This is a genomic window from Pantoea brenneri (assembly GCF_038594305.1).
Lineage (GTDB): Bacteria > Pseudomonadota > Gammaproteobacteria > Enterobacterales > Enterobacteriaceae > Pantoea > Pantoea brenneri.
Map to the genome: position 1 here is coordinate 228423 of NZ_JBCGBG010000002.1, position 25064 is coordinate 253486.

Here is a 25064-nt window from a genome sequence, read left to right on the forward strand (position 1 = left end):
GGTATGACGCGTTGTTTACGGCTTTATGCTTCCGGGTAATCTGGCGTGATAAGCATAAAAAAGGTGCGCCGCAGCGCACCAGGTGGGACAACATCAGTATTGTCGGGGCCGTTTCACCCCTTGCCTTTAACACTACTGATAAAGGTCTGCCGGGCGGAGGTCGATCCCAGCCGCTCGGCTTCATCCAGCAATTTCAGCGCCTTATCGATATTGCCGCTGTTCACCGCCTGTCTGATGTTCTGGTTAAAGTAACTTTCGGTCTCATTGATGATCGGCTCAGCTTTGGCTTTTGGTGCCGGGGCCGGTGCAGCGCTGTAGGCGGCTGGCGAAACCGCAGCGGTGTTGCCGACGGTAACCGGACCAGGGCCGGAAGAGCCAAACAGCGGGCCGACCAGAATTGATGAGCCGGAACTGGTCTGCAGTTTCAGCTTCAGCGTCCCTTCACGGCTGTGACGGGCGATCGGATCGGGAATATCCGGTACCGCGTGACCGGTGCCCTGCGCGTAAGCTTTCGCCGGGTCAAGCAGTGTGGTGGTCTGGGTCAGATCCTGCTCGGTGGTAAACACCAGCAGGTAAATTTTTTGCTGGCCAAGCGCCGGCGTGAGCTTCATCACCCCTTCCAGCCGGTCCGCCGCCATCACACCCGGTTTCTGGTAGGTGAAGTAGCGACTCGGGAACCAGGCGGCGGGCCGCATATTTTCATCCAGCACCAGCACGTTCGGGGCGAAAACCTGATTGTTCGCCACTTCGCTGCTCAGCGTCAGCGTCAGTTCACCGATATTGGCCGGCAGACTGTAGGCCGCCACTGGTCCGGCAACGTGCGGAGCATTCAGTGACTGTCCACTGGTCGCCAGCTGGGTAACCTGGGTCTGAGAAGCGGCAACCGGCAGCCAGCTCAGGTGTTGCAGCGTTTCCGGCGCAACCTGCGGAGCAGAGGAGAGATCCTGCGGCACCAGATTGATGTCCGCCAGGGCTGGCAGACTGTGTCCGGCCAGTAACGCCGCGCTCAGGCAGAGCGCCGTCAGGGTTTTTGTCATTTTCATTATGCCTACCTTATTGCAGGCCACGGCACGAACCAGGCAATGGCGCACCGTGACCAAAAAGACCAATCAGGCGCGCCGCCGCGCCTGGGCTGGAGAGCGTCGGCTTACCACCAGATTTCCATCTGCGCACCGAAGGTAATCTCGTCGTTGTCGCCACGGCTGTTGGTCAGGATGCCGTTACCGCTGCTGTCAGCAGAGGCGAAGGTGGTGAGATCGCCGGCGCTGTCTTTGTTATAGCCCCACTTCTCATCCCACTTGGCGTAGGTGGCGAATACGCGCAGCGCCGGACGTGACCAGATGCTGTCACCCGCCTGCCACTGCTGCGCCAGCGTGATTTTATACTGGCCGTTGCGTTCGTTAGCCTGCTGCGACTTCACGTTGTCGTAGCCCAGCTCCAGCAGGGTGCTCATGATCGGTGTCCATTTGTACATCGGGCGCACGCCGACGGTGTACCATTCGGTGCCGCGGTTATTATCCAGATCGATGTTCTGATACATCGCCACGTACATCAGGTCCCAGCGTTCCGCCAGCGAGATCGCACCGTGGTCGAGGATGCGATACATATCGCCGTTGTTGTTGAGGCTGGTGCCCTGCGGCACTCCTTTGCCCTGTGAGGTCAGCGCATCGGTGGCATACTGCAGCACAAATTTGTTGTAGCCCTTCAGCATGCTCTGGGTATGTTCAGCAGTGAACATCCAGCCATCTTTAGAGGCGCCGTCTTCCAGACGGTAGTCATCACGGGCATTGGCGCGACCGTAGTCGACCCCCAGCTCCAGCACGCCGTTGGTGTTGGTTTCCAGTCCGGCGAGGCGCACGTCAAACACGTCGTTGGCGGTGCTGGTGGCGAAGTCACGGATCCGATCGCTGGAGAAGGTGTAAGACCCGCCCGCTTCAGACGAACGGGTGGCGGCGAATGACAGCTTACCGAAACCGAGATCCACATCTTCCAGACCGGCACCCGGACCAGAGATATCCCAGTAGTAGAAGTCGATCATGTGAACGTCATGACGCTGATAGAAGCGCTTACCGGCCCAGATGGTTGAGCCTGGCAGCGCTTCGATCAGGTTTTTACCTTTCACATTGGCTTCACGGAAGGCCGGAGAGGTCGCTTCCCAGTCATTCTGCTGCGCCACGGAGTAGGCCACGTTGGTGTCGAAATAGAAGCTCTTATCGCCCTCTTTCCACACTTCCTGACCTAATTTTAATTCGGCGTAGGTTTCGCATTCGTTACCCAGACGGTATTTACTTTGAGCACCGGTGGCCTGAAAACATTGCTGTTCACCACCGCTGCCGGTCCAGCCAATGCCGGAACGGGCGTACCCGGTAAAATCGACCGCCATCGTCGGGGCGGAGAGGGTTCCCACCGCGACGGCAACGGCGAGGGGAAGTTTGCGCAGAGTTAACATTTTCTATCTCCTGAGGTCATTGCTTTTATTGTTTTGGCAGGGCTATACACCCAGCTCCTGATACAGCCTGCGACAGGCGCTCCCGTCCTCACGGAACAGGTGACAGCGCTCGGGCGGCAGGCCGATACCGAGGATGGCGCCCTCTTTTACCAGCACGACGTCTTCCTGGCGGTAGACCAGGTTTTGACGAATGGCGGGAATCTGGATATGGATCTGTGTTTCATGCCCCAGCTGCTCTACCACCTGCACTTCACCCTCAAGGGTGACATCGGCGATATCGCTGGAGAGCAGATGTTCAGGGCGGATGCCCAGAGACATATTGCTGCCGACCTGCACGCCCGCACTGTCGACCGGCAGCCAGACCAGTTGCTGATTCGGCAGCCGGACCTGCACCTGATCGATGGCGGTGGCGGTCACTTTGACCGGCAGGAAATTCATTTTTGGCGAGCCGATGAAGCCGGCCACAAAGCGGTTGGCGGGATAGTGGTAAAGCTCCAGCGGCTTGCCGACCTGCGCGATGCGCCCGGCGTCGAGCACCACAATCTTATCGGCCAGCGTCATCGCTTCGATCTGATCGTGGGTGACGTAAATCATGGTGCGCTTCAGGCGCTTATGCAGACGGGAGATCTCAATCCGCATCTGGACGCGCAGCGCCGCATCAAGGTTAGAGAGCGGTTCATCCAGCAGGAAAACCCGCGGTTCCGCCACCAGCGTGCGGCCAATTGCCACGCGCTGACGCTGTCCACCCGATAACGCTTTAGGACGGCGATCCAGCAGGTGCGCCAGTTGCAGGATTTCCGCCACCTGGTTGACCCGCTGATGGATTTCCGCTTTTTTTACCCCGGCCAGCTTCAGGCCAAAAGACATGTTTTCCGCCACCGACAGGTGCGGGTAGAGCGCATAGGATTGAAATACCATGCCGATACCGCGCTCGGCGGGCGGCACCTCATTCATGCGGCGGTCACCAATCAGCAGCTCCCCGCTGGTGATGGTTTCCAGTCCGGCAATCATGCGCAGCAGTGTTGATTTGCCACAGCCTGATGGGCCAACAAAAACGACAAATTCCCCTTCACGAATAGTGAGATCGATATCTTTCGACACCACCGTATCGCCCCAGGCTTTTGTGACATTGCGTAGCACAACGCTCGCCATGATCCCTTCCCTCTTAGCTGCTCATTCGTGTCTGCTCTCGGCAGACGGGTTCCGGGGCTCACTATGCGCAAGGATGGCGGGGCTAACATCCTCCGCCGCAGCGCAACCTGCTGGGGGAGGAGGCGGGAGGAGGAGAAAGGCGGGCTGACGCGGCGGCGGGCGGGCGGCGGCGGTTTTTTGTGATCGCTAACGCAGACCTGCCGGATTTTTTAGCCCGTAACCGGCCGCTTCGCCCGCTTTTTGCCAGCGCGATCACACCCCTCAGCCACAGGGCGTAGAGCGAAGGAGGATGAGAAGCGGTGACGGATGCGCACAATGTTGCCGGTAGAGCAATCACCGCTTCCGCAAACAGGATGGACTTATGACGATGAAAACCGGTGCACGAATTCTGGCCCTCTCTGCCCTCTCTGCCGTGCTGTTTTCAGCATCCGCAGTGGCAAAAATTGAGGAAGGCAAGTTGGTCATCTGGATCAACGGCGACAAGGGCTATAACGGCCTTGCCGAGGTCGGTAAGAAGTTTGAACAGGAGACCGGCATTAAAGTGACGGTGGAGCATCCTGATAAGATGGAAGAGAAATATCCGCAGGTGGCCGCCACCGGCGATGGCCCGGATATCATTTTCTGGGCTCACGACCGCTTTGGCGGCTACGCACAGTCGGGCCTGCTGGCTGAGATCACGCCTGACGCCAGCTTCCAGCAAAAAATCTTCCCCTTCACCTGGGATGCGGTGCGCTTTGACGGCAAGCTAATCGGCTATCCGATTTCGGTTGAGTCGCTGTCGCTGATTTACAACAAAAAGCTGCTGCCGACACCGCCGAAAACCTGGGAAGAGATTGCCGGGCTCGACAAGCAAATGCGCGCCAAAGGCAAAAGCGCCATCATGTTTAACCTGCAGGAACCCTATTTCACCTGGCCGCTGCTGGCCGCCGGTGGCGCTTATGCCTTTAAGCTGAATGACGGCCGTTATGACGTGAAGGATGTCGGAGTGGATAACGCCGGGGCCAAAGCGGGCATGCAGTTCCTGGTCGATCAGGTCAAGGCCAAAACCCTCAACGCCGATACCGACTACTCGATTGCTGAAGCCGCTTTCAACAAGGGTCAAACCGCCATGACCATTAACGGTCCCTGGGCGTGGAGCAACATCGATAAAAGCGGCATCGACTATGGCGTTGCTGAGTTACCGACGCTGAACGGCAAACCGTCGAAAGCCTTTGTCGGCGTGCTGAGTGCCGGTATCAACGCCGCCAGCCCCAATAAAGAACTGGCAAAAGAGTTTCTGGAAAACTACCTGCTGACCGACGCCGGACTGGACGCGGTTAACAAAGACAAGCCGCTGGGTGCCGTGGCGCTGAAATCATTCCAGCAGACGCTGGAGAAAGATTCCCGTATCGCCGCCACCATGAGCAACGCCCGCCACGGCGATATCATGCCGAACATCCCGCAGATGGCAGCGTTCTGGTACGCCATGCGCACCGCTACCCTGAATGCGCTGGGCGGTCGTCAGAGCGTTGACGCTGCCCTGAAAGATGCCCAGGCGCGCCTGAAAAAGTAATCCTCCCTTTACAGCCGGGGCAACCCGGCTTGAGTGACCGTTAAGGAAAACCGCATCATGTCAGGAAAACCGAAAACGCCAGGTCTGTTGATTAAAAGCGTTCTCATCGGGATCTGCTGTCTGCTGGTCGGCTATCTGCTGGTGCTGATGTATGCGCAGGGTGAATATCTGTTTGCGCTGCTGACGCTGATCCTCAGTGCGCTCGGCCTGTGGATCTACGCGAATCGTCGCGCCTATGCCTGGCGCTATGTTTATCCCGGCGTGGCGGGGATGGCGCTGTTCGTGCTGTTTCCGCTCGCCTGTACCATCGCCATCGCCTTTACCAACTACAGCAGCACCAACCAGCTCACCTTTGAGCGGGCGCAGCAGGTACTGCTGAGCCGTTCCTTCCAGTCGGGTGAAGCTGTCAGTTTCTCGCTCTATCCGGCGGGCGATCGCTGGCAACTGAGGCTGGATGAAAATGGCAACCATTTTGTCTCGCCGCCGTTCCGCTTTGGCGGTGAACAGCAGCTGAAAATGCAGCCCGCCGCGCAACCGGCTGGCGAGCGCGCCACGCTGCGGGTGATCACCGGCAATCGACAGGCGCTGAGTCAGATCAGTGCGGTGTTGCCGGATGGCCGTCAGTTACGCATGAGTTCACTGCGGCAGTTCTCCGGCACCCAGCCGCTGTATCAGGTTGGCGCGCAGGATGAGCTGACTAACCAGCAGAGCGGAACGCACTATCGCGCTAACCCGCAAACCGGTTTCTATCAGGCGATTAACGCCGATGGTAGCTGGGCGAATGAAACCCTGAGCCCTGGCTTCACCGTCAATACCGGCTGGAAGAATTTCCTGCGGGTGTTTACCGATGAAGGTATTCAGAAGCCGTTCCTGGCGATCTTCGGCTGGACGCTGCTGTTCTCGCTGATCACCGTGGTGCTGACCGTGGCGGTCGGTATGGTGCTGGCTTGTCTGGTGCAGTGGGAGGCGCTGCGCGGCAAAGCGGTTTACCGGGTGATGCTGATCCTGCCTTATGCGGTACCGGCGTTTATCTCGATTCTGATCTTCAAGGGACTGTTTAACCAGAGTTTCGGTGAGATCAACGTGATGCTCAGCGCGCTGTTTGGCGTGAAGCCCGCCTGGTTCAGCGATCCGACGCTGGCGCGCACCATGCTGATTATCGTCAACACCTGGCTGGGTTATCCCTACATGATGATCCTGTGCATGGGACTGCTGAAGGCGATTCCTGACGATCTGTATGAAGCCTCTGCGATGGACGGGGCCGGACCGTTGCAAAACTTTTTCCTGATCACCCTGCCACTGCTGCTGAAGCCGTTGATGCCGCTGATGATCGCCAGCTTCGCCTTTAACTTTAACAACTTTGTGCTGGTACAACTGCTGACCAACGGCGGGCCGGATCGGATCGGTACCACTACCCCGGCGGGCTATACCGACCTGCTGGTCAACTACACCTGGCGTATCGCCTTTGAAGGCGGCGGCGGACAGGACTTTGGTCTGGCGGCGGCCATTGCCACCCTGATCTTCCTGCTGGTGGGTGCGCTGGCGGTGATTAACCTGAAAGCGTCACGGATGAAATTCGACTAAGGAGCCTGGCCCCACCAGGCGTAATCGTTGCAGGCAGGCGCGGAACAACCGGAGCGTACAGGTAGTACGTGAGGATTGTGCGCACTGCCCGGCTGCAGAGTGACACATAAAATAGCCTGATGGACCAGGTGCTAAGGAGTTGTTATGGCTATGGTACAACCAAAATCGCAACGGCTGCGTCTGCTGACGACGCATCTGCTGCTGCTGTTATTTATTGCCGCCATCCTGTTTCCACTGCTGATGGTGATCGCTATTTCACTGCGCGCCGGTAACTTCGCCACCGGCAGCCTGATCCCGGAGCAGATCTCCTGGGAGCACTGGCGGCTGGCGCTGGGCTTCAGCGTTGAACACGCCGATGGTCGGGTGACGCCACCGCCCTTTCCGGTGCTGTTGTGGTTGTGGAACTCGGTCAAGATTGCGGCCATTAGTGCGCTGGGCATTGTGGCGCTCTCCACCACCTGCGCTTATGCCTTTGCCCGCATGCGCTTTACCGGTCGCGCCAGTTTGTTGAAGGGGATGCTGATTTTCCAGATGTTCCCGGCGGTGCTGTCGCTGGTGGCGCTGTATGCCCTGTTTGATCGACTCGGCCAGTATCTGCCCTTTATCGGGCTGAATACTCACGGTGGGGTGATTTTCGCCTATCTGGGCGGTATCGCACTGCATGTCTGGACCATTAAGGGCTATTTCGAAACCATCGATGGTTCGCTGGAAGAGGCCGCTGCGCTGGACGGCGCCACGCCGTGGCAGGCGTTCCGGCTGGTGCTGTTGCCGCTGTCGGTACCGATTCTGGCAGTAGTATTTATTCTGGCGTTTATCGCCGCCGTCACCGAGGTGCCGGTTGCGTCGCTGCTGCTGCGCGATGTCAACAGTTACACCCTGGCGGTGGGGATGCAACAATACCTTAATCCACAGAACTACCTGTGGGGCGATTTCGCCGCGGCGGCGGTGCTCTCGGCCATTCCTATCACCCTGGTCTTCCTGCTGGCACAGCGCTGGCTGGTCAGCGGCTTAACCGCCGGCGGCGTGAAAGGGTAAACGATCATCATTGTACGTTGCCACTGCTTACACAACATCCGTTGTGGTTGAGGATTAGGCGGCCTGCGGGCCGCCATTTTTATGCTGTCAGCAACCGGACCCGCCGCTGCCTGCCACTAGCGCCAGGATGATCGCGGTTAACGTCTGCTCACCTTCTGCCTGACTGATATCGCCGCGTACCACCGCGCCGGCTATCGCATCTGCCGCCCCCAGCATTCCCCACATTGCGGCGTCAGCAATCCGGTTTTCGCCGCTGAAAGGCGCAAACCACTGCTGACAGCGGGCAATAAAGTCGAGCTGATAATGACGTTTAACGGCGGCAAGTTCAGGCGAGGTGCTGAGTGCTGATAACAATTCAGGGATTTCACGTCCCTCCGTCATCACGCAATCCACATAACAGGCGGCCAGCACCGCCGCTTTTTGCTGCAACCGCGGTGACGCGGCGCGCATGGCCGCTTCCATCAGTTCGGTCTGGCGACGATCAAAATCAGCATACAGGGCCGCCAGCAAACCATGACGGGTTGTGAAGTGGTCGTATACCACCGGCTTACTGACCCCGGCGGCATCACCGACCCGCGCCAGCGTCAGGCCATCACTGCCTTCGGCCTGCATTAACTGCCATGCAACGTCTAACAACTGTCTGCGCCGGGCTTCACGCGACAGGCGCGGCCTGGCGGACTTTTCACTGGTCATGAGATCTCCGATCGACAAACAAACGCTGACCCAACTGTCGGGCCTGCTGATAGTGCGACTCAGGATAGCCCTCATCGCCGGTCAGCAACAGTTCACTGGTCACCACCGGTGCGCCGCAGTAATCGAAGATGCCGTGCTCAATTTCATTGCGCATGCTGGCGAAGTAGCCGTGCCGCAGATAGGTCCGCGTATCGGCCGCCCCCAGCGCCAGCAGATGAACCGGAAGATGGCCGAGACGTTTCACTATCCTCCCTTCCTGCTCCTGGTAAGCCCAGCCCTGGGTAAAGACCCGATCAATCCAGCCTTTCAGCTGCGCCGGAAATGACCACCAGTAGATCGGATAGACCAGTACCAGCGCGTCGGCGCGATCCACCCGCTGCTGTTCAGCCAGCACATCAGGCGGCGAAGCAGCCTGGCCTTTAAACTGCCGCACGTCATGAAGAGTAAAACGCGGATCAAACCCTTCAGCCGCCAGGTCAGCCTGTTCAACGCTATGCTGACCGCTGGCAATGATGCCGCGCGCAAGCTGCTCCGCAACGCGGTGAGTATGTGCATCCCGATCGGGATGGGCCGTCACAATTAATGCGTGCATGGTCGTCACCTCCTTCATCACTATTAAGTTACTAAAGGTAGGTTACGATTAGTAGGTTAGCAAGCGATGTTTACCGGCAATGGTGCAGACCGCATTTACGGTTTAAAGGTCGCGGTCGCCCGTAGCGCCTGTTCCAGCTTGTACGGGTCGATAGTAAAGGGCAGATCCGCCAGGCTGGCGTCGGGGAAATGAATCTCACGGGCGATCTGTTGCAGCGTGGCGTCGTCGATCCCGGCGGGCAGCGTCAGCGGGCTGTTGAAACGCCGCAGCAGCGATAACAGCGTCGGCTCGACCTGCCCGTTATCCTGCTCGATCAGAGAATGTACCAGCAGGCTGAAGCCGACTTTTTCACCGTGCAGCCAGTGGTGAAGCTCAGGCTGATGCGTCAGACGGTCATGAATAACATGAGCAAATCCTGGCGTGGCCAGGCTGTCCTGAATACTGTTCGCCAGCCCGGCCAGCACAATATTGGCTTCGATAATCTTTTCCAGCGCGGGCGTCACCTGCTGCGCGACGTTGGCTGCCACCGCCTCCTCGCCCCAGCGATCGCACCACTCCAGCGCCTGCCTGGCGGCGTTAACTTTCAAATCCAGTGCCAGTTGATGCGGCGTCTGCCGCTGATAGGGTTCAAACTCAATCCATTTCGCCAGCGCATCCACCATTCCGGCGCGCAGATAACGTACATCGCTGGCGGCAATCACCTCGCTGTCGACCAGAATCCACTCCGGCATGCTGCTGAGCGGCTGGCTGCGCAGATGACCGCCCTGCTGATTGTAAACAATCGCCAGCGGTGACCAGGCCGCACAGGTCGCTGCTACGGTCGCCATGTTAACCAGCCGGACCTGCGGCAGCGCATCATTGACCGCTTTAGCGCAGTCCAGCACCCGCCCGCCGCCAATCGCCAGAATCAGCGATGCGCCGTGCGTCTGCACCTGCTGCTGTAGCCCGGCAATCGCCGCCTCGGTACATTCGCCGTTTAAAACGTCGAGCTGCCAGCGTATGCCGGCCCGCTCCAGGCTGATACTCAGCTGCGGATTGACCGCCTGCCAGGCGCGCGGCGAGGTCAGGATGTGAATATGTGTGGCCAGCGGCCGGATGATTTCACCCACCTCTGCCCGCAGGCCGGGACGTTGCAGATAGCCTTTCGGCGACATCACACGAAACATCAATCCCCCTTAGCGACGATAGGCCAGCGAGCGGACCAGCCGATCGCCCAGTTTTTGAATCAGCATCACCAGCGCCAGCAGCACCACGATGGTGGCGGCCATAATCTGGTTATCAAAACGCTGATAACCGTAACGGATCGCCAGATCGCCCAATCCCCCACCGCCGACCACACCGGCCATTGCCGAGAAGCCAATCAGCATCACAATCGTCAGGGTAATGCCCGCCACCAACGCCGGTAAGGCTTCCGGCAGCAGCACGCGGCTGACGATATGCCACAGGGTGCCGCCCATCGATACCACCGCTTCAATCCGTCCTCGATCCACCTCATCCAGCGCGTTTTCAACGATGCGGGCAAAAAAGGGAAAAGCGCCCAGGGTGATCGGCACGATCGCCGCCGTGCTGCCCAGCGTGGTACCGACCAGCAAGCGGGTAAACGGAATCAACGCGATCAACAGCACCACAAACGGCAGCGCCCGGCCAATGTTAACCAGTGCATTCAGCAGCCATGACACGCCCCGGTTAGGCAGAATGCCCTGCGGGCGGGTCAGAAACAGCACGACCCCGACCGGCAAACCGATTGCCACAGTAAAGAGCGCGGCCAGCAGCACCATGTAAAGCGTTTCTGCGGTGGCGTTCAGCAGCAGTTGCTGAAAACGTTCGCTGGTCAGGCTACGCATCGTGTTACGGCTCCACGTTGATATTTCTCGATAAATGCCCGATCCGCTGCGCCATCCTGCAGCAGCATCTGCCGCAGGCGTCCCTCTTCACGTGACATGATCTGGCTCAGGGAACCACTCTCCACCAGCCGCCCCTGCTCCAGCAGCGCGGCACCTTCGCAGATGCGTTTGACCACCGTCATTTCGTGGGTGATTAATACGATAGTGATATTGAGCTGCTGCTGGATATCAGCCAGTAAGTCCAGAATCGAGCCGGTGGTTTCAGGATCGAGCGCGCTGGTCGCTTCATCACACAGCAGATAACGCGGTCGGGCGGCCAGCGCGCGGGCAATGCCGACCCGCTGCTTCTGTCCGCCGGAGAGCTGCGACGGCCAGGCGCGGGCAAAGTGCTCCAGCCCGACCAGTTGCAGCAGTTCGCTGACCCGCTGACGCCGCGCCGCCGCCGGCACGCCGGCGATCTCCAGCGGCAGGTCGATGTTGTCGTGTACATTGCGCGAGTGCAGCAGATTGAAGTGCTGGAAGATCATGCCCATCTGCTGCCGCTGCTGGCGCAACTGCGCCAGGCTCATGGCGGCGATGTCCTGACCGTCGATCTCAATCTGGCCGCTGGAGGGGCTTTCCAGCCGGTTCAGGCAACGCAGCAGGGTACTCTTTCCGGCACCGCTGCGGCCTAAAATGCCAAAAATCGTTCCCTCTTCGATGGTCAGCGACAGGTCATCCAGCGCGGGGGTCGCCGCGCCGGGGTAGTGTTTACTGAGATGCGAGAGTTTAATCATGCTGCGGGTCCGCTACCGGTATCACCGAGCCGTGATAGTTTTTACGGATGAAGTCGGCCACCTGTGGCGAGCGCAGATCTTTCGCCAGTTGCAGAATACGCGGATCTTTTGCCAGCGCTGGCGTGGTAACCAGCAGGTTGGCGTAAGGATTGTGGCTGGCAGACTCCAGTCCCAGCGCATCTTTCGCTGGCGTCAGTCCCGCCTCCAGCGCGTAATTGCCGTTGATGACCGCCGCATCGACATCATCCAGCGCCCGCGGCAGTTGCGGTGACTCGATCTCGATAATTTTGATCTGTTTCGGGTTGTCGCTGATATCTTTCGGCGTCACCAGCGTTGAACCCGCTTCGCCCTGCGCGCCAAGTTTAATCAGCCCTTTATCCTGCAACAGCCACAGCGCCCGGCTCAGGTTGGTGGTGTTATTGGGCACCGCAATGCTGGCTCCCTGCGGCAGGGCCGACAGGCTTTTCACTTTATGGGAGTAAATGCCCAGCGGCTCAATGTGCACGCTGGCCGCTACCGCGAAGGTTTTCCCCAGCGCTTTTTCCTGATCTTTCAGATAAGGCAGATGCTGGAAGTAGTTGGCGTCAACGTCACCGGACGCCAGCAGCTCGTTGGCATTAACGCCTCCGCTCAGCTCGACGATGTTAAAATCGAGTTTCGGATCGAGTGTTTTGACATATTCCAGAATTTCCGCGTGCGGCACCGGATCGGCGGCCACACGTAAAGGTGCCGCCTGTAAACTCTGTGCAATCAGTAAAGTCAGCCCGGCAAGGGCTAAAACGCGCTTTTTGATCATCATTTTTCTCTTAGGATTATGAGTGTTGAAGTTGTTCGGGATAGAAACGCTGCGCGACTTCAGGATGGGAACGTAAGCGCCCTTTGAGGTAGTTCCAGCCGACCTCACGTAACAGCGGATTAAGCGGATCGCTGCTCGGTCCCTGCGCCTGTTGCGCCAGTGAAGGCGGCAGCTGATAGACCGGCACCACCGCATCAAGCTGTGCACCGAGGAAGAAGGCGATCGATAACCGCTCGCTGGACTGCTGAGGCGACACCACCCGATGTACGGTGGCACGCAGATAACCGTTGGTGGCCAGCTCCAGCAGTTCACCGATATTCACCACAAAAGCGCCTGGCAACGGCGATGCGTCAATCCAGTGGTCAGGCGTGACCTCAACCTGCAATCCCGGCTGGTCGTCCTGCAACAGCAGCGTCAGGAAACCGGAATCTTTATGCGCACCCACGCCCTGGCGTGACTCGCCATCGGTGCGGCCGGGATAGCGGATCAGTTTGATATGCTCGTTGGGGTAGTCGCCATACAGATTGTCGAAGGCGTGACGCGGCAGATCCAGCGCCTCGGCAAAGGCCCGCAGCAGCTCCAGCGCAACCGCGGTCATCTCCTGCTGCCAGCGGGTCACCACCGTTTGCAGCTCGGGCTGCGCGGCGGGCCACTGATTGGGTCCCTGCATCCGCAGCCAGGCGGGTGAATCGGCGGTCACCGGCAGAGCTTCGCGTTCTGCACCAATATCAAACTGTTCGCGGAAGTCAGGCTGGCTCCGGGTAATTTCCACACCGGCAAGGTTATAGCCGCGGAAATGGGGCGAGTTGGCCATTTGTACCGATAATTTTTCCTGCTCGGGCAGCGCAAAAAAATCCCGGGCAACACGCTGTACCGCATTTAATAATTCAGCATCAATACCGTGATTAATTAAATAAAAGAAGCCGACATCACGTGCTGCCTGGCCTAATTTTTCCAGACACTGTTGTTGCTGCTGTTTATTACCGGACAATAACGCGAAATCAATTATCGGTAATTCTGACGGCGCTATCTTACTCATTATTGACACCCTGTTGGCATGGAATGAATTAACCTTGCCAGTTCACCGGGTGTTTAACTACCAACTAATCCTGCTATCGATATTCAGTCGGCGGGAATATCCCGATTATTCTTAAGCCGCTCAATTTTCAACGGTTATTCTGCCGGCCAGTGAACAAACTCCGGCGGCTGCCAGGCGGTAATAGCAGGCAGTGGCTGGCTATAAAGCGCGATATCGACAAAGCAGGTCTGGGCACTGCATCCCTGCCCCAGCCGTGAACTGCCACAATCGCGGGTCAGCACGTTGGGATTGCCGTGTTTATCCAGCGGCAGCTCGCCGTCCTGCTCCAGCGGGTCATACCAGGCACCGGTCGACATCTGCACGACGCCAGGCCGGATATCCCGCGTCAGATGGACGCCCGCCAGCACCGCTCCGCGCGCATTAAACACCTTCACGATGCTGTTTTCGCCAATGCCGCGCGGGCTGGCGTCATCCGGATGCATCCACAGCGGCTCGCGTCCGGCAATCTTAGTCTGCTGGCTAATGCGGCCATGATCGTACTGACTGTGCAGTCGGGTACGCGGCTGGCTGGAGAGCAGATGCAACGGCCACTGCTGCTTCTCCTGCTGCTGCGCCTGATATTCATCCGGGTCCCACCAGGCGAAACCCGGCGCTTCGGCGTAACCGTAATCGGCGACCGCCTGCGAAAACAGCTCAATACGGCCTGACGGGGTGGTTAGCGGTGCCGCTTCAGGATCGTCACGAAACGCCTGCAACAGCACCTGCGGCGTGTCAGGTAACGGATATTCCAGCTTGCCGCTCGCCCAGAACGTCTCGAAGTCGGGCAGCGTGATGCCCTGCTCTGCGGCGCGGGGTCGGGCCTGATCGTAGATTGCCGCTAACCATTGCCGTTCATCGCGTCCTTCGGTGAAGCGGTCAGCAAAGCCAAGCCGCTGCGCCAGGGCGGCAAAAATCGCATAGTCAGACTGCGATGCCGCCAGCGGTGCCAGATGCTGCGGCATGGCGATGATAAAACCGTCATTGCTGGCGCTGCCGATATCTTCGCGCTCCAGCGAGGTGGTGGCGGGCAACACAATATCGGCGAACTTTGCCTGCGCGGTCCAGAACTGCTCATGCACGATAATGGTCTCTGGCTGTTGCCAGGCGCGCACCAGCTTATTCAGGTCCTGATGGTGATGGAAAACGTTGCCGCCCGCCCAGTAGACCAGGCGGATATCGGGATAGGTCCGCTGCTGGCCATCAAACGCGTAGCCGCCGCCGGGGTTCAGCAGCATGTCAGCAATACGCGCCACCGGAATGTTCTGCTGCACCGGATTGTGACCGGCAGGGAGTCGCGGACCGGAAAACTGACGCCGTGCTGCCCCCGCCAGATTGGTCGAAGCATAGCCAAAACCCAGCCCGCCCCCCGGCGTGCCAATCTGACCCAGCAGCGCGGCAGTGGCCACCGCCGCCCAGAAAGCCTGTTCGCCCTGCCGCGCACGCTGCACCGACCAGGCAATATTGATCATTGTTTTGCATTCCGCCATCTGCCGTGCCAGCTGGCGGATCTGCGCCGCCGGCAGGCCGGTCAGCGGCGCGGCCCATTCCGGCGATTTGACCACTCCATCCCGCGCGCCGCTCAGATAAGCGGCATAGTGATCGAATCCCACCGTGCAGCGGGCAACAAAGCGGGCGTCGTAACGGGATTCGGCAATCAATACCTGACCTATCGCCAGCAACAGGGCGGTATCGGAACCCGGCTGAATCGCCAGCCATTCCGCATCCGCTACCGCCGACAGATCGTTTCTGACCGGGCTGATGTTGATAAAGCGGGTGCCGTTGCGGCGCAACGTGGTCAGCCAGTGCGACAGCGCGTGATCGTTGGCTCCGCCGCCATTCACCTGAGCATTACGCAGTGGCAGCCCGCCGATGGCCACAAACAGCTCACAGTGCTGCGCCAGCACCGGCCAGTGAGTGTGCTGACGTTGCAGAGTGTCCAGATCGCCGAGGATATGCGGCAAGGTGCGTTCACCGGCGGCAATACTGTAAGTGTTGGTACTGGCAGTATAGCCACCAAAGCCGTTAAAAAAGCGATGCAGCTGACTCTGCGCATGATGAAAACGTCCGGCGCTCGACCAGCCATATGACCCGGCGTAAATCGCCTGATTGCCGTGCTGCTGTCGTACCCGTGCCAGCTCGTCCGCCACCAGCCGCAGCGCGTGATCCCAGCTCACCTCAACAAACGGCTCTTTGCCGCGCGACTGGCGCGACGCGGGCTTGCCCTGCAGATAACCCAGCCGCACCGCCGGATATTTTACCCGGCTGTTGCCTTGTACCGCCTCCGGCAGTGACTGGCCGATCAAAGAAGGATTACGATCCCACGCCACCGGTCTGACCGCCGTCAGCCGTCCCTGTTCGGTGGTGACGTGATAGGTGCCCCAGTGCATCACAGCTAAATCATTGTTTTTCATCGGCTACTCGCGGCGAATACGACGCGACAGGCGCGTCCCCAGGGTTTGTAACAGCTGAACGATAACGATCAGCACCAGCGCGGTGGTGATGGTGGCAAAGGCATCAAAGCGCTGATAGCCGTAGGTGATGGCCAGATCCCCGATCCCGCCGCCGCCGACCGTTCCGGCCATAGCGGTAGCACCCAGCAATCCGATGGTGGCGGTGGTCAGGGCAAGCACCAGCGACGAGGCGGCTTCCGGCAGCATGAAGTACCAGATGGTCTGCAACGTGGTGGCCCCCATGGCGTTGGCGGATTCAAGAATGCCCTCATCCACCTCCAGCAGCGCGCTCTCCACCAGCCGCGAAATATAGGGCGCAATAAAAATCACCAGCGGCACGATCGCCCCGGCCGTGCCGATGGTGGTATTCACCAGCAGGCGCGTCAGCGGCAGAATAGTAATCAGCAGGATAATGAACGGCAGCGAACGGATAATGTTCACCAGCGGATTCAGTATCTGATGCACCAGCCGGTGCGGCATGATGCCACCGGGACGGCAAATCACCAGAATCACGCCGAGCGGCAGGCCGAGCAGCGCGCCAAACCCCAGCGATACGCTGACCATCACCAGAGTGTCCTGCAAGGCGATCAGAAACTGGTCGCCGGTCACCGCCGTTTCAAACAGATCAGACATGGCTGATTTTCACTCCTGTTTCCGTCAGAAAATCCTTCGCCGCCGCGATCTGCGCCGGTTCCCCGCTGAGCTGCACGATCATGAAGCCGAGGATGGTGCTCTGCACTTCGGACATATTGGCGAACAGGATGTTGACCTCCACCGCGTAGTGCCGGATCAGCCGATGAATAATCGGCTGCTGGGCGGTGCTGCCGACAAACTCCAGCCGCAGCGACTGCAGGTTCGGCTGCTGGCTCAGCAGCGCCAGCGTCTGCTGTGGCAGACGATCGTGGATCACTGACTGCACGAAACTGGCGCTGACCGGCTGTTGCGGATCGGCAAACACCGCCAGCACGTCGCCCTGTTCAGCAATCTGGCCCTGCGCCATCACCGCCACCCTGTTGCAAATCTTCTGCACCACCGACATTTCATGGGTAATCAGAACGATAGTGATGCCGTAACGCTGGTTGATCTCCTGTAACAGCAACAGGATCTGAACCGTGGTCTGCGGGTCCAGCGCTGAGGTGGCTTCGTCACACAGCAGGATCGCCGGGTTGGTTGCCAGCGCGCGAGCAATCCCGACGCGCTGCTTCTGGCCGCCGGAGAGTTCATCCGGGTAGCTGTGGGCTTTGTCACTCAGGTTGACGAACGCCAGCAGCTCGTCGACCCGTGCGCGAATAAAAGCCTTATCCCGTCCCTGTAAAATCAGCGGGATAGCCACATTGTGAAACACCGTTCTGGCATTCAGTAAATTGAAGTGCTGGAAGATCATGCCGATCTGCTTTTTAACCTGGATTAACCGCGATTTACTGATGCCCTGCAGCGCTTCACCCTGCACCTCAACCGTGCCCACGGTCGGCGTTTCCAGATGATTAATCATTCGCAGCAGGGTACTTTTTCCCGCACCGCTGGTGCCAATGACGCCAAAAATATCCCCCTGATTAATGGTCAGGTTGATGTTATCCAGTGCCCGAACCTCAACGCCATTGCGCGAGAACGTTTTGCTCAGCTGGCGGAAGACAATAGCCGGCTGACTCATTTGAAATAGTCTGGCAGCAGATAGCCGCTATATTTTGGCTGGCTGACAATATACTGCCTGAATTCCGGGGAGTGATAACCGGCAATAATATCGCGGGCAAACGCCGCCTGTTTATTTTTACCAGCTACCGTCACCACGTTAATAAACTGGCTGGTCGGCGCTTCCAGCTTCAGCGCTGAACTCAGTTTCATGCCGCTTGATACGGCGAAATTTCCCTGAATCACGCCAAAATCGACGTCTGGCAGTGCGCGTACCTGCTGCGCGTTGTCCATCTCTTTCAGCACGATTTTATACGGATTGTCGCTGATATTTTTCTGTGAAAAGGTCGCTGCGTCACTGTCAGGGCTGATCTTCAGCCAGCCGATGCTCTGCAACAGCAGCGCCGCGCGATATTCATTAGAGGGCTGATTAGGCACCGAGACGGTGGTGCCCGGCGTCGGGGTTGGCAGCTGTTTAACCCGCTCAGAATAGAGCCCCATCGGCGGAGTCGGCACCTGAACAATGCCGACGTTATCTATGCCGAGCCGGTCATTCACCGATTTGAGATAGACCGGATGCTGCATGATATTGGCGTCAATCGACCCGCGGTGTACCGCGTCATTAACCTGAATACCATCGCTGAAATCTTTATATTCGATTTTATATCCCTGCTTAATTAACCAGGGCGCGACACCCTGTTCAAACTGCTCTTTATACGGTCCGGGATTAAAGCCAATCCGAATCACTTTCTCTTCGGCTGCCTGGGCGGCAGAAATTAACGTTACGGCGGCGGCCAGTAAATAAAGCGTTCCCTTAACACTGATGCGCATAAAAAAACCTTCTTCATTATTGTGAGAAAAATCGATTTAATCACAGCCGCGATAACCAGGAATAGTTAAAATCCGCCCGTCGCTTTGGCTTTTTTATGCTAACGATAGTTGCCTGCTGGAAATTCATTTAACGGCAATCGATAGCGTTATTTCTGCTAAATATTGATCACCCGGCTGTGTCATGCTCTGCCGCTTAGCAGGCGATTTTCGGGGACATTATGGCGGAGTTTGCAGCATCAGAACTGGTAGCAGGGCTGGAGGAAAACCTTTTCAGCCGGTTAGAAAAGCAGGCAGCGCAGGTGGATGATCCGCGCCTGCCGTTAATCGATCTCTCGTCAGGCAGCCCGCGTCAGCCGACGCCGCCCGCGATAATTGACTCACTGCAGACGGCAGTGACGCAGCCTGATAATCATGAATATCCCTCTTTCTGGGGCAAACCGGCGCTGCGCCAGGCTATTGCCGCCTTTTATCAGCGCCAGTATGGCGTGACGCTCGATGCTGAAAGCGAAGTCGCGGTATTTCAGGGGGCGCACATTGCGGTCACCGGCCTGCCGCGCGCCCTGCTGAATCCGGGCCAGGTGCTGATTTCAACCGATCCCTGCTATCCACTTTATCGCTCTGCGGCGCGCCAGGCGAATGCCGACTTTTATGGCATTCCGCTGGAGGAACGCAACGCTTTTCTGCCCGATTTCAGCCGCATTCCGCCTCAGATAGCGGCCCGTGCCGGACTGCTGCTGCTTAATTATCCACATAACCCGACCGGTGCGCTGGCGACGCCCGACCTGTTTGCTGATGCGCTGGCGTTCGCCCGCCAGCATCACGTTCCGCTGGTGCACGACTTCGCCTATGCCACCGTCGGCAGTCAGCGCGGCGAGCAGCCGATCAGCCTGCTGGCCCAACCCGACGCCAAAGCCTGGGGAGTGGAAGTTTATACCCTGTCGAAAAGCTTTCTGATGGCGGGCTGGCGGGTCGGCTTTGCGGTCGGTAATGCCTCGATTATTGCGGCGTTTAAAAAGCTGCACACCCACAGTTACAGCACGGTATTTGGCGCAGTGCAGGATGCGGCCATCACCGCACTGGGACTGCCGTCTGAACAGATCGCGCAGCTGACCGATTGCTGGCATCAGCGGCGGGTGCAGGTGCTGGCTAAACTGGCCGCCCTGCACTGGCCGGTACGCGCCGCGCAGGGCACCTTTTTCCTCTGGCTGGCGGCCCCGCCAGGCATGACCGGCAAGCAGTTTGCCGCCCTGCTACTGGAGCAGGCGCATCTGCTGGTTGCGCCTGGCGAAGGATTTGGCCCGGCAGGTCAGCACTATATTCGCATCAGCCTGACGGCAGAGACGGATTTAATTATGCGTGCCCTCGATCGCATCGCAGCGCTGAAATTATTTGGCTGACGCGAGCCGCAATAATAATAATCAGCGCCAGCCATTCTGATAATAAATTCTCCAATCAGGTAACAAAATATTGATAAGCGTAAGAACCGATGAACAAGCGCAGCGTGCTGCATTTGTCAAGAATTGCGGTTATTTCCCCCGAAAACTTGCAATAACTTACAATAATGGTCTAAGGTTTGGCGGCTGCGGTTACTTGCCGCTTCACTTAAATATTATTCGGCTTCTTATAGCTTTCATTTCCACGGTTTCTTCTGAACATTATTTTGCGGCTGCGAAAGCTATAAGACTCCTTCATTGAAGCACTTGAGGAGAATATGGACACCAGAAACTCATCGTCTGAACATCCAAAGAAGCACTTCTGGAACAGGAAGCAAAAAGAGCTGACTGTTGATGACATTACCGTGATCGATAACGACATGCTGAAGCGTGCCGTTGGCGCTGCCGCGCTGGGTAATGCGATGGAGTGGTTTGATTTTGGCGTGTACAGCTATCTCGCCGTGATTATCGGCAAAGTTTTCTTCCCGGATGCCAATAACGCGGTTCAGCTGATCGCGACCTTTGGTACCTTTGCTGCCGCCTTCCTGGTGCGCCCGATTGGGGGTCTGGTGTTCGGTCCGCTTGGCGACCGAATCGGCCGACAAAAAGTGCTGGCGATGACCATGATTATGATGTCGATCGGCACCTTCTGTATCGGACTGATCCCGGCGTATTCGTCGATAGGGATCATGGCTCCGATCCTGTTGCTGGTGGCGCGTCTGATTCAGGGCTTCTCCACCGGCGGTGAATATGGCGGTGCGGCAACCTTTATCGCCGAATACTCCACCGATAAACGCCGTGGCTTTATGGGCAGCTTCCTTGAGTTTGGCACCATCGGCGGTTACCTGCTGGGCGCCAGCCTGGTGACGGTGATGACCACCCTGATGTCGAATGACGCGATGATGTCATGGGGCTGGCGCGTACCGTTCTTTATCGCCGCGCCACTCGGCCTGTTTGGGCTGTATGTCCGTCTGAAACTGGAAGAGACGCCGGCATTCCAGCAGCACATGGAAAAACAGGAGGCGCTGGAGCAGAGCAAGCCGCGTCTGACGCTGATGCAGATGCTGAGCAAATACCGCGCACCGATGCTGAAATGTATTGGCCTGGTGCTGCTGTTTAACGTCTCCAACTACATGCTGACCTCCTACATGCCGAGCTATCTGACCGGCGTGCTGGGCCTGCCTGAACTGAGCGGCCTGCTGCTGGTGATGGTGGCGATGTTTGTGATGATGCCGCTGACGCTGCTGTGGGGTCGCTGGACGGACCGAATCGGACGTCGTCCGGTGATTGGTTTTGGCGCGGTCGGTCTGATTCTGCTGGCGATCCCCAGCTTTATGCTGATCGGTTCCGGCAATATGTGGGCGGTATTCGGCGGACTGCTGATTCTGGGCGTGCTGCACACCTGCTTTAGCGGCACTATGCCCTCTACCCTGCCAGCGCTGTTTACCACTGACATTCGCTATAGCGCACTGGCGATCGGTTTCAACCTGTCAGTCTCGCTGTTCGGTGGCACCACGCCGCTGATCACCGCCTGGCTGGTGGATACCACCAAAAACAACATGATGCCCGCTTATTACATGATGGGTGCCGGCGTGATTGGTCTGATTACTATCCTCACGGTGCATGAAACCGCCCGCCAGCCGCTGAACGGTTCGTCACCCGCAGTGGCAACCAAAGCGGAAGCGCAGCGCCTGATTGATAAGCTGCGTAAACGCTCTAAGCCCACAGCGGCACCCGCTAAATAACCTGACCCACACCCTGCTTTTGCAGGGTGTTTTTTTATCTGCCGTCCGTTACTTTCCCGCCGGATTCAGCTGCCTGAACCGTGCCACTTTAGCCCGGTTTCCGCACAGCGCCATACTACACCAGCGACGACGATGCGCTTTGGTACGATCGTAAAACCACAGGATACAGGCCGGATGTTCGCAGGCCCGTATCCGGCTCATCTCTTCCCCGGTCAGCAACGTCGCGGCCTGTTCCGCGACCTGCCCCAGCCGCTGCGCCGCAGTGTGATCCGCATAGACCCGCCGCAGTTGTAGCGCACCGTTATCGTCATTAACCAGCTGCAGATGGCTGTCCGCCTCGCTGAGATAAGCATTGAGCGCCTGCGGATCAACGGCAGCGCCCGCTTTACGCTGCTGCACCGCATCACGAATAATCTGCCGTAACTGCCGCGCCGCCTGCAACAGCGCGCCCACTTCATAGCGGCCGTGGGGCGTATCCGGTGCCAGCCTGGCCTGCTGTAGCCACGCCTCAACATCGCCATCGGTTTGCCAGAAATCGTGCGGCTTGCCGTCAACTAACGCCAGCGTATTGATGAAATCCAGCGCCGGATGATCGGCCAGAAACCACGGGCCCTGCGGGTTGATTGATTGTTTGTTCGCCATCTTTTTGTCCTGTGCCGACACCCTTATCTGCGCTTAATGTAACCGATAAAATTACCTTTGAACAGTTACCATGGCTTTTTGTAACCTCTTAAATATGTCTTTACTGGTTACATAACTGGCGCATAATGATCTTCAGGTAACCACTAAAATCCATTTTAACAGTTACAGGAGCAGACTATGTCGATTCAACCGCACCCGATCTCATACCGTTATCAGCAGGCCGACGGCGTTAATATTTTTTATCGTGAAGCGGGCGATCCCGCGTTGCCTGTCCTGTTGTTGCTGCACGGCTTCCCCACTTCCTCCCATCAGTTCCGCGATTTGATTCCACTGCTGGCCGATAAATTCCACATTATCGCCCCTGATTTGCCCGGCTTCGGCTTTACCGACGTTCCTGCGGAACGCAATTATCAATGGACCTTTGATGCCTTCGGCCAGACGCTGACTGCCCTGGTGGATGCTCTGGGGCTGGAACGGTATGCGATGTATGTGTTCGATTACGGTGCGCCTGCCGGGCTGCGACTGGCGCTGGCCTATCCGGAACGCGTCAGTGGGCTGATTTCACAAAACGGCAATGCTTATCTTGAGGGATTGGGTGACGCCTGGGCGCCGGTGCGGGCTTACTGGGACAATCCGAGTGAAGCAAATGGCAAGGTGATCCGCGACGCCATCCTGACGCCGGAAGGCATTAAGTGGCAATATTTGCATGGCGTCAGCGATCCTCAGCTGATCGCACCGGAGAGCTATACCCTCGACACACTGTTGATGGATCGCCCCGGCAATAAAGCAATTCAGCTGGCGCTGTTTCTGGATTACGCCAGTAATCTGAAGCTCTATCCCGCCTTTCAGGCCTTCTTCCGTCAGCAGCAGCCGCCCACGCTGGTGATATGGGGCAAGCACGATCCGTTTTTCATTCCGCCTGGCGCGGCGGCCTGGCAACGGGATAATCCGCAGGCAGTGGTTGAGATGCTGGAGAGCGGCCATTTTGCGCTGGAAACCCATACGGCTTACATCGCTCAGCGCATCCGCGAGATGTTCAGCGCCGTGTGACCGCCGCTGTTCCCGCAGGGCTGATACGCCTGCGGGAACAGCTTCACGCCGGGTTATTCATTACTGAAACGACCCACGGTACTGGCCGCGCCCAGCGCGTGTCCCTTGAGCTGGCTCAACAATTCCGTCTGGGTTAATCCCGCTTTTAACTGCCCCGCCGGCAGATCGGTAGCGATCAACACAAAATTGTAGTGGTGCAGACCGCTGCCAGCCGGTGGACACGGCCCATAATAGTGAGCGGTGCCGGGGGTGTTTTTGCCGCCGGTATAGCCTTTGCCCTGCGTCAGCTCGCCCTGCGCAAAGGCGCTGCGCGTCGGTGCGATGTTATACGCCACCATATGCGTCACCCCCAGCCCTTTGGCACCGACCGGATCGGTGATCAGCAGCGCCAGACTGCGGGTGCCGGCGGGTAAGGCAGACCAGTTAAGTTGCGGTGAGATATTTTCGCCGGTGCAGGCCGGATTACTTTTATTAGCACCGGCAAATTTTTTATCCAGTAGCGCATTATCGCTGAAGTCGCTGGATTGCAGGGTAAACACGGATGCTGCCAGGGTGGTTGCAGGCAGTGTCGCCAGCATCATTGCACAGAGTAATTTCTTCACCAGCCACTCCTTTACAGGGTCATTATCAGGGTAAATTGCGGCAGATTAACGGTCTGCTGCCGAATGCTGCCTGTTAAATATAACTGTTTTGCACGATTTAACGGTTTTTACCCCGCTATCTACCCGAAGAGCCGCTCGCCTTAGCGCTACGTTGTCCTTTGACGCGTTAATCGTTATAAGTTAACGCTTATGATCCCTCATCAGTGACCGTGCGCAGCAGGGTCACCAGAAAGCAGACCTTATGCAGATCGAAGACCTCCGGATTTATGTCGCCGTCATTCATGCCGGTAATTTTACCGCCGCGGCTGACCAGTTGATGTTATCGAAGCAGTATGTAAGCCGTCGGATGGCCGCGCTGGAAGCGTCGCTTGGCGCACGACTGCTGGTTCGCAACACCCGCAAACTGTCGGTGACCGATGCCGGTTCGCTGTTTGCTCAGCACGCCCAGCGCATTCTCGATGACATTCAGGAAGCGGAGCTGGCGGTATCGGAACAGCGTCAGATCCTGCGCGGCAGTTTTCGTATCAACCTGCCGATGTCATTCGGGATGAATCATCTTTCGCCGCTGATCGCCGAGTTTCTCAGTCAGCATCCGGCGCTGCAGTTCCAGATTGAACTGGCCGATCGCTATGTCGATGTGATTGGCGAAGGGGTGGATATGGCAATCCGCATCGGCGCGCTGGCCGACTCCACGCTGATTGCCCGTCCGTTAGGCGAACTGAAACGGGTGATTTGTGGCAGCCCGGCCTATTTAGCCCGGGCCGGAACGCCACAACAGCCGGACGAGTTGCTGCAACATGCCTGTCTGCGCTATGGCCGTGAAGGTCAGAATGGCTGGGAGTTGCAGGTCAGCGGCAAACGAAAACTGCTGGCGGTACAGGGACCGATGGTGAGCAATAACGGTGAAGTATTACGTGACGCGGCGCTGGCCGGGCTGGGGCTGGTGCTGCTGCCGGAATTTATCGTCGGTCCGGCGCTGCAGCGTGGTAAACTGGTGACGGTGCTGGACTCTTTTCATCCGCCATCGCTAGCGCTGAATGCGGTTTACCCGCAGCACCGTCAGCGCAGCGAAGTAAACCGTCAGTTTCTGGCCTTTTTACAGGCGCGATTACTTACTTAACCGCGCCTGTC

The 25064-nt window shown here is 58.0% G+C and carries 23 protein-coding genes; 7 read left to right on the plus strand and 16 right to left on the minus strand.

The window, feature by feature from the left end; translation table 11 throughout:
- Window positions 1-113: 113 nt before the first annotated feature.
- From malM to malK, 3 genes are all read right to left on the minus strand, one after another.
- Complete coding sequence (gene malM, locus AABB92_RS11865) at window positions 114-1043, minus strand: maltose operon protein MalM (protein WP_031377706.1); 930 nt, start codon at window positions 1041-1043, stop codon at window positions 114-116.
- 104 nt (window positions 1044-1147) lie between these two features.
- A complete protein-coding gene (locus AABB92_RS11870) occupies window positions 1148-2449 on the minus strand; it encodes a maltoporin (RefSeq protein WP_046289303.1) in 1302 nt (433 codons plus the stop codon).
- A 42-nt stretch (window positions 2450-2491) separates the two neighbouring features.
- Complete coding sequence (gene malK / locus AABB92_RS11875; RefSeq protein WP_031377707.1) at window positions 2492-3601, minus strand: maltose/maltodextrin ABC transporter ATP-binding protein MalK; 1110 nt, start codon at window positions 3599-3601, stop codon at window positions 2492-2494.
- A gap of 361 nt (window positions 3602-3962) precedes the next feature.
- Here malK and malE point away from each other — a divergent pair, with 361 nt between their 5' ends.
- From malE to malG, 3 genes are all read left to right on the plus strand, one after another.
- Window positions 3963-5153, plus strand: coding sequence for a maltose/maltodextrin ABC transporter substrate-binding protein MalE (malE, locus tag AABB92_RS11880; RefSeq protein ID WP_031377708.1), 1191 nt, complete (start codon window positions 3963-3965; stop codon window positions 5151-5153).
- A 57-nt stretch (window positions 5154-5210) separates the two neighbouring features.
- Window positions 5211-6737 (plus strand): maltose ABC transporter permease MalF, encoded by a 1527-nt coding sequence (gene malF / locus AABB92_RS11885; RefSeq protein ID WP_031377709.1) that lies wholly within the window; start codon window positions 5211-5213, stop codon window positions 6735-6737.
- Window positions 6738-6881: 144 nt separating this feature from the next.
- On the plus strand, window positions 6882-7772 hold the full coding sequence (gene malG / locus AABB92_RS11890) for a maltose ABC transporter permease MalG (RefSeq protein ID WP_031377710.1): 891 nt from the start codon (window positions 6882-6884) through the stop codon (window positions 7770-7772).
- A gap of 87 nt (window positions 7773-7859) precedes the next feature.
- Here the strand turns inward: malG and AABB92_RS11895 are convergent, their stop codons facing one another.
- The 11 genes from AABB92_RS11895 to AABB92_RS11945 form a co-directional block, all read right to left on the minus strand.
- A complete protein-coding gene (locus AABB92_RS11895) occupies window positions 7860-8465 on the minus strand; it encodes a TetR/AcrR family transcriptional regulator (protein ID WP_031377711.1) in 606 nt (201 codons plus the stop codon).
- Entirely contained in the window at window positions 8455-9057 is a 603-nt protein-coding gene (locus AABB92_RS11900; RefSeq protein ID WP_046289302.1) for an NAD(P)H-dependent oxidoreductase, read from the minus strand. Before AABB92_RS11900 ends, AABB92_RS11895 begins: the two co-directional genes overlap by 11 nt.
- A gap of 95 nt (window positions 9058-9152) precedes the next feature.
- Complete coding sequence (locus AABB92_RS11905; protein ID WP_031377712.1) at window positions 9153-10223, minus strand: iron-containing alcohol dehydrogenase family protein; 1071 nt, start codon at window positions 10221-10223, stop codon at window positions 9153-9155.
- A gap of 9 nt (window positions 10224-10232) precedes the next feature.
- Window positions 10233-10901, minus strand: a complete 669-nt coding sequence (locus tag AABB92_RS11910) for a methionine ABC transporter permease (RefSeq protein ID WP_031377713.1) — start codon at window positions 10899-10901, stop codon at window positions 10233-10235.
- On the minus strand, window positions 10889-11677 hold the full coding sequence (locus tag AABB92_RS11915) for a methionine ABC transporter ATP-binding protein (protein ID WP_052720620.1): 789 nt from the start codon (window positions 11675-11677) through the stop codon (window positions 10889-10891). Before AABB92_RS11915 ends, AABB92_RS11910 begins: the two co-directional genes overlap by 13 nt.
- Window positions 11670-12473 carry a MetQ/NlpA family ABC transporter substrate-binding protein gene (locus AABB92_RS11920; RefSeq protein WP_031377920.1) on the minus strand — a complete coding sequence of 268 codons (804 nt, stop codon included), beginning with the start codon at window positions 12471-12473 and terminating at the stop codon, window positions 11670-11672. Before AABB92_RS11920 ends, AABB92_RS11915 begins: the two co-directional genes overlap by 8 nt.
- Window positions 12474-12489: 16 nt before the next feature.
- On the minus strand, window positions 12490-13512 hold the full coding sequence (locus AABB92_RS11925) for an isopenicillin N synthase family dioxygenase (protein ID WP_031377921.1): 1023 nt from the start codon (window positions 13510-13512) through the stop codon (window positions 12490-12492).
- Between the two features lie 134 nt (window positions 13513-13646).
- Window positions 13647-15962, minus strand: coding sequence for a molybdopterin-dependent oxidoreductase (locus AABB92_RS11930; RefSeq protein WP_046289301.1), 2316 nt, complete (start codon window positions 15960-15962; stop codon window positions 13647-13649).
- 3 nt (window positions 15963-15965) lie between these two features.
- A complete protein-coding gene (locus AABB92_RS11935) occupies window positions 15966-16634 on the minus strand; it encodes a methionine ABC transporter permease (RefSeq protein ID WP_031377548.1) in 669 nt (222 codons plus the stop codon).
- Complete coding sequence (locus tag AABB92_RS11940) at window positions 16627-17652, minus strand: methionine ABC transporter ATP-binding protein (RefSeq protein ID WP_031377549.1); 1026 nt, start codon at window positions 17650-17652, stop codon at window positions 16627-16629. The genes AABB92_RS11935 and AABB92_RS11940 overlap by 8 nt, the downstream gene beginning before the upstream one ends.
- Complete coding sequence (locus AABB92_RS11945; protein ID WP_046289300.1) at window positions 17649-18461, minus strand: MetQ/NlpA family ABC transporter substrate-binding protein; 813 nt, start codon at window positions 18459-18461, stop codon at window positions 17649-17651. The genes AABB92_RS11940 and AABB92_RS11945 overlap by 4 nt, the downstream gene beginning before the upstream one ends.
- Before the next feature lie 218 nt (window positions 18462-18679).
- Between AABB92_RS11945 and AABB92_RS11950 the strand changes: the two genes are divergently transcribed.
- Together AABB92_RS11950 and proP are read left to right on the plus strand one after the other, a co-directional pair.
- Window positions 18680-19858, plus strand: coding sequence for an aminotransferase class I/II-fold pyridoxal phosphate-dependent enzyme (locus AABB92_RS11950; RefSeq protein WP_031377550.1), 1179 nt, complete (start codon window positions 18680-18682; stop codon window positions 19856-19858).
- A 314-nt stretch (window positions 19859-20172) separates the two neighbouring features.
- Window positions 20173-21639, plus strand: coding sequence for a glycine betaine/L-proline transporter ProP (gene proP, locus AABB92_RS11955; RefSeq protein ID WP_046289299.1), 1467 nt, complete (start codon window positions 20173-20175; stop codon window positions 21637-21639).
- A gap of 48 nt (window positions 21640-21687) precedes the next feature.
- On the opposite strand, the gene AABB92_RS11960 is transcribed toward proP, so the two are convergent.
- A complete protein-coding gene (locus tag AABB92_RS11960) occupies window positions 21688-22281 on the minus strand; it encodes a CGNR zinc finger domain-containing protein (RefSeq protein ID WP_046289298.1) in 594 nt (197 codons plus the stop codon).
- Window positions 22282-22458: 177 nt separating this feature from the next.
- On the opposite strand from AABB92_RS11960, the gene AABB92_RS11965 reads away from it, so the two are divergent.
- Window positions 22459-23331 carry an alpha/beta fold hydrolase gene (locus AABB92_RS11965; RefSeq protein ID WP_046289297.1) on the plus strand — a complete coding sequence of 291 codons (873 nt, stop codon included), beginning with the start codon at window positions 22459-22461 and terminating at the stop codon, window positions 23329-23331.
- Window positions 23332-23384: 53 nt separating this feature from the next.
- Here AABB92_RS11965 and AABB92_RS11970 read toward each other — a convergent pair whose 3' ends face one another.
- Window positions 23385-23933, minus strand: a complete 549-nt coding sequence (locus AABB92_RS11970) for a YbhB/YbcL family Raf kinase inhibitor-like protein (protein ID WP_072051020.1) — start codon at window positions 23931-23933, stop codon at window positions 23385-23387.
- 241 nt (window positions 23934-24174) lie between these two features.
- On the opposite strand from AABB92_RS11970, the gene AABB92_RS11975 reads away from it, so the two are divergent.
- Window positions 24175-25053: a LysR family transcriptional regulator gene (locus AABB92_RS11975; RefSeq protein WP_031377553.1), complete on the plus strand. Its 879-nt coding sequence runs from the start codon at window positions 24175-24177 to the stop codon at window positions 25051-25053.
- Window positions 25054-25064: the final 11 nt, after the last annotated feature.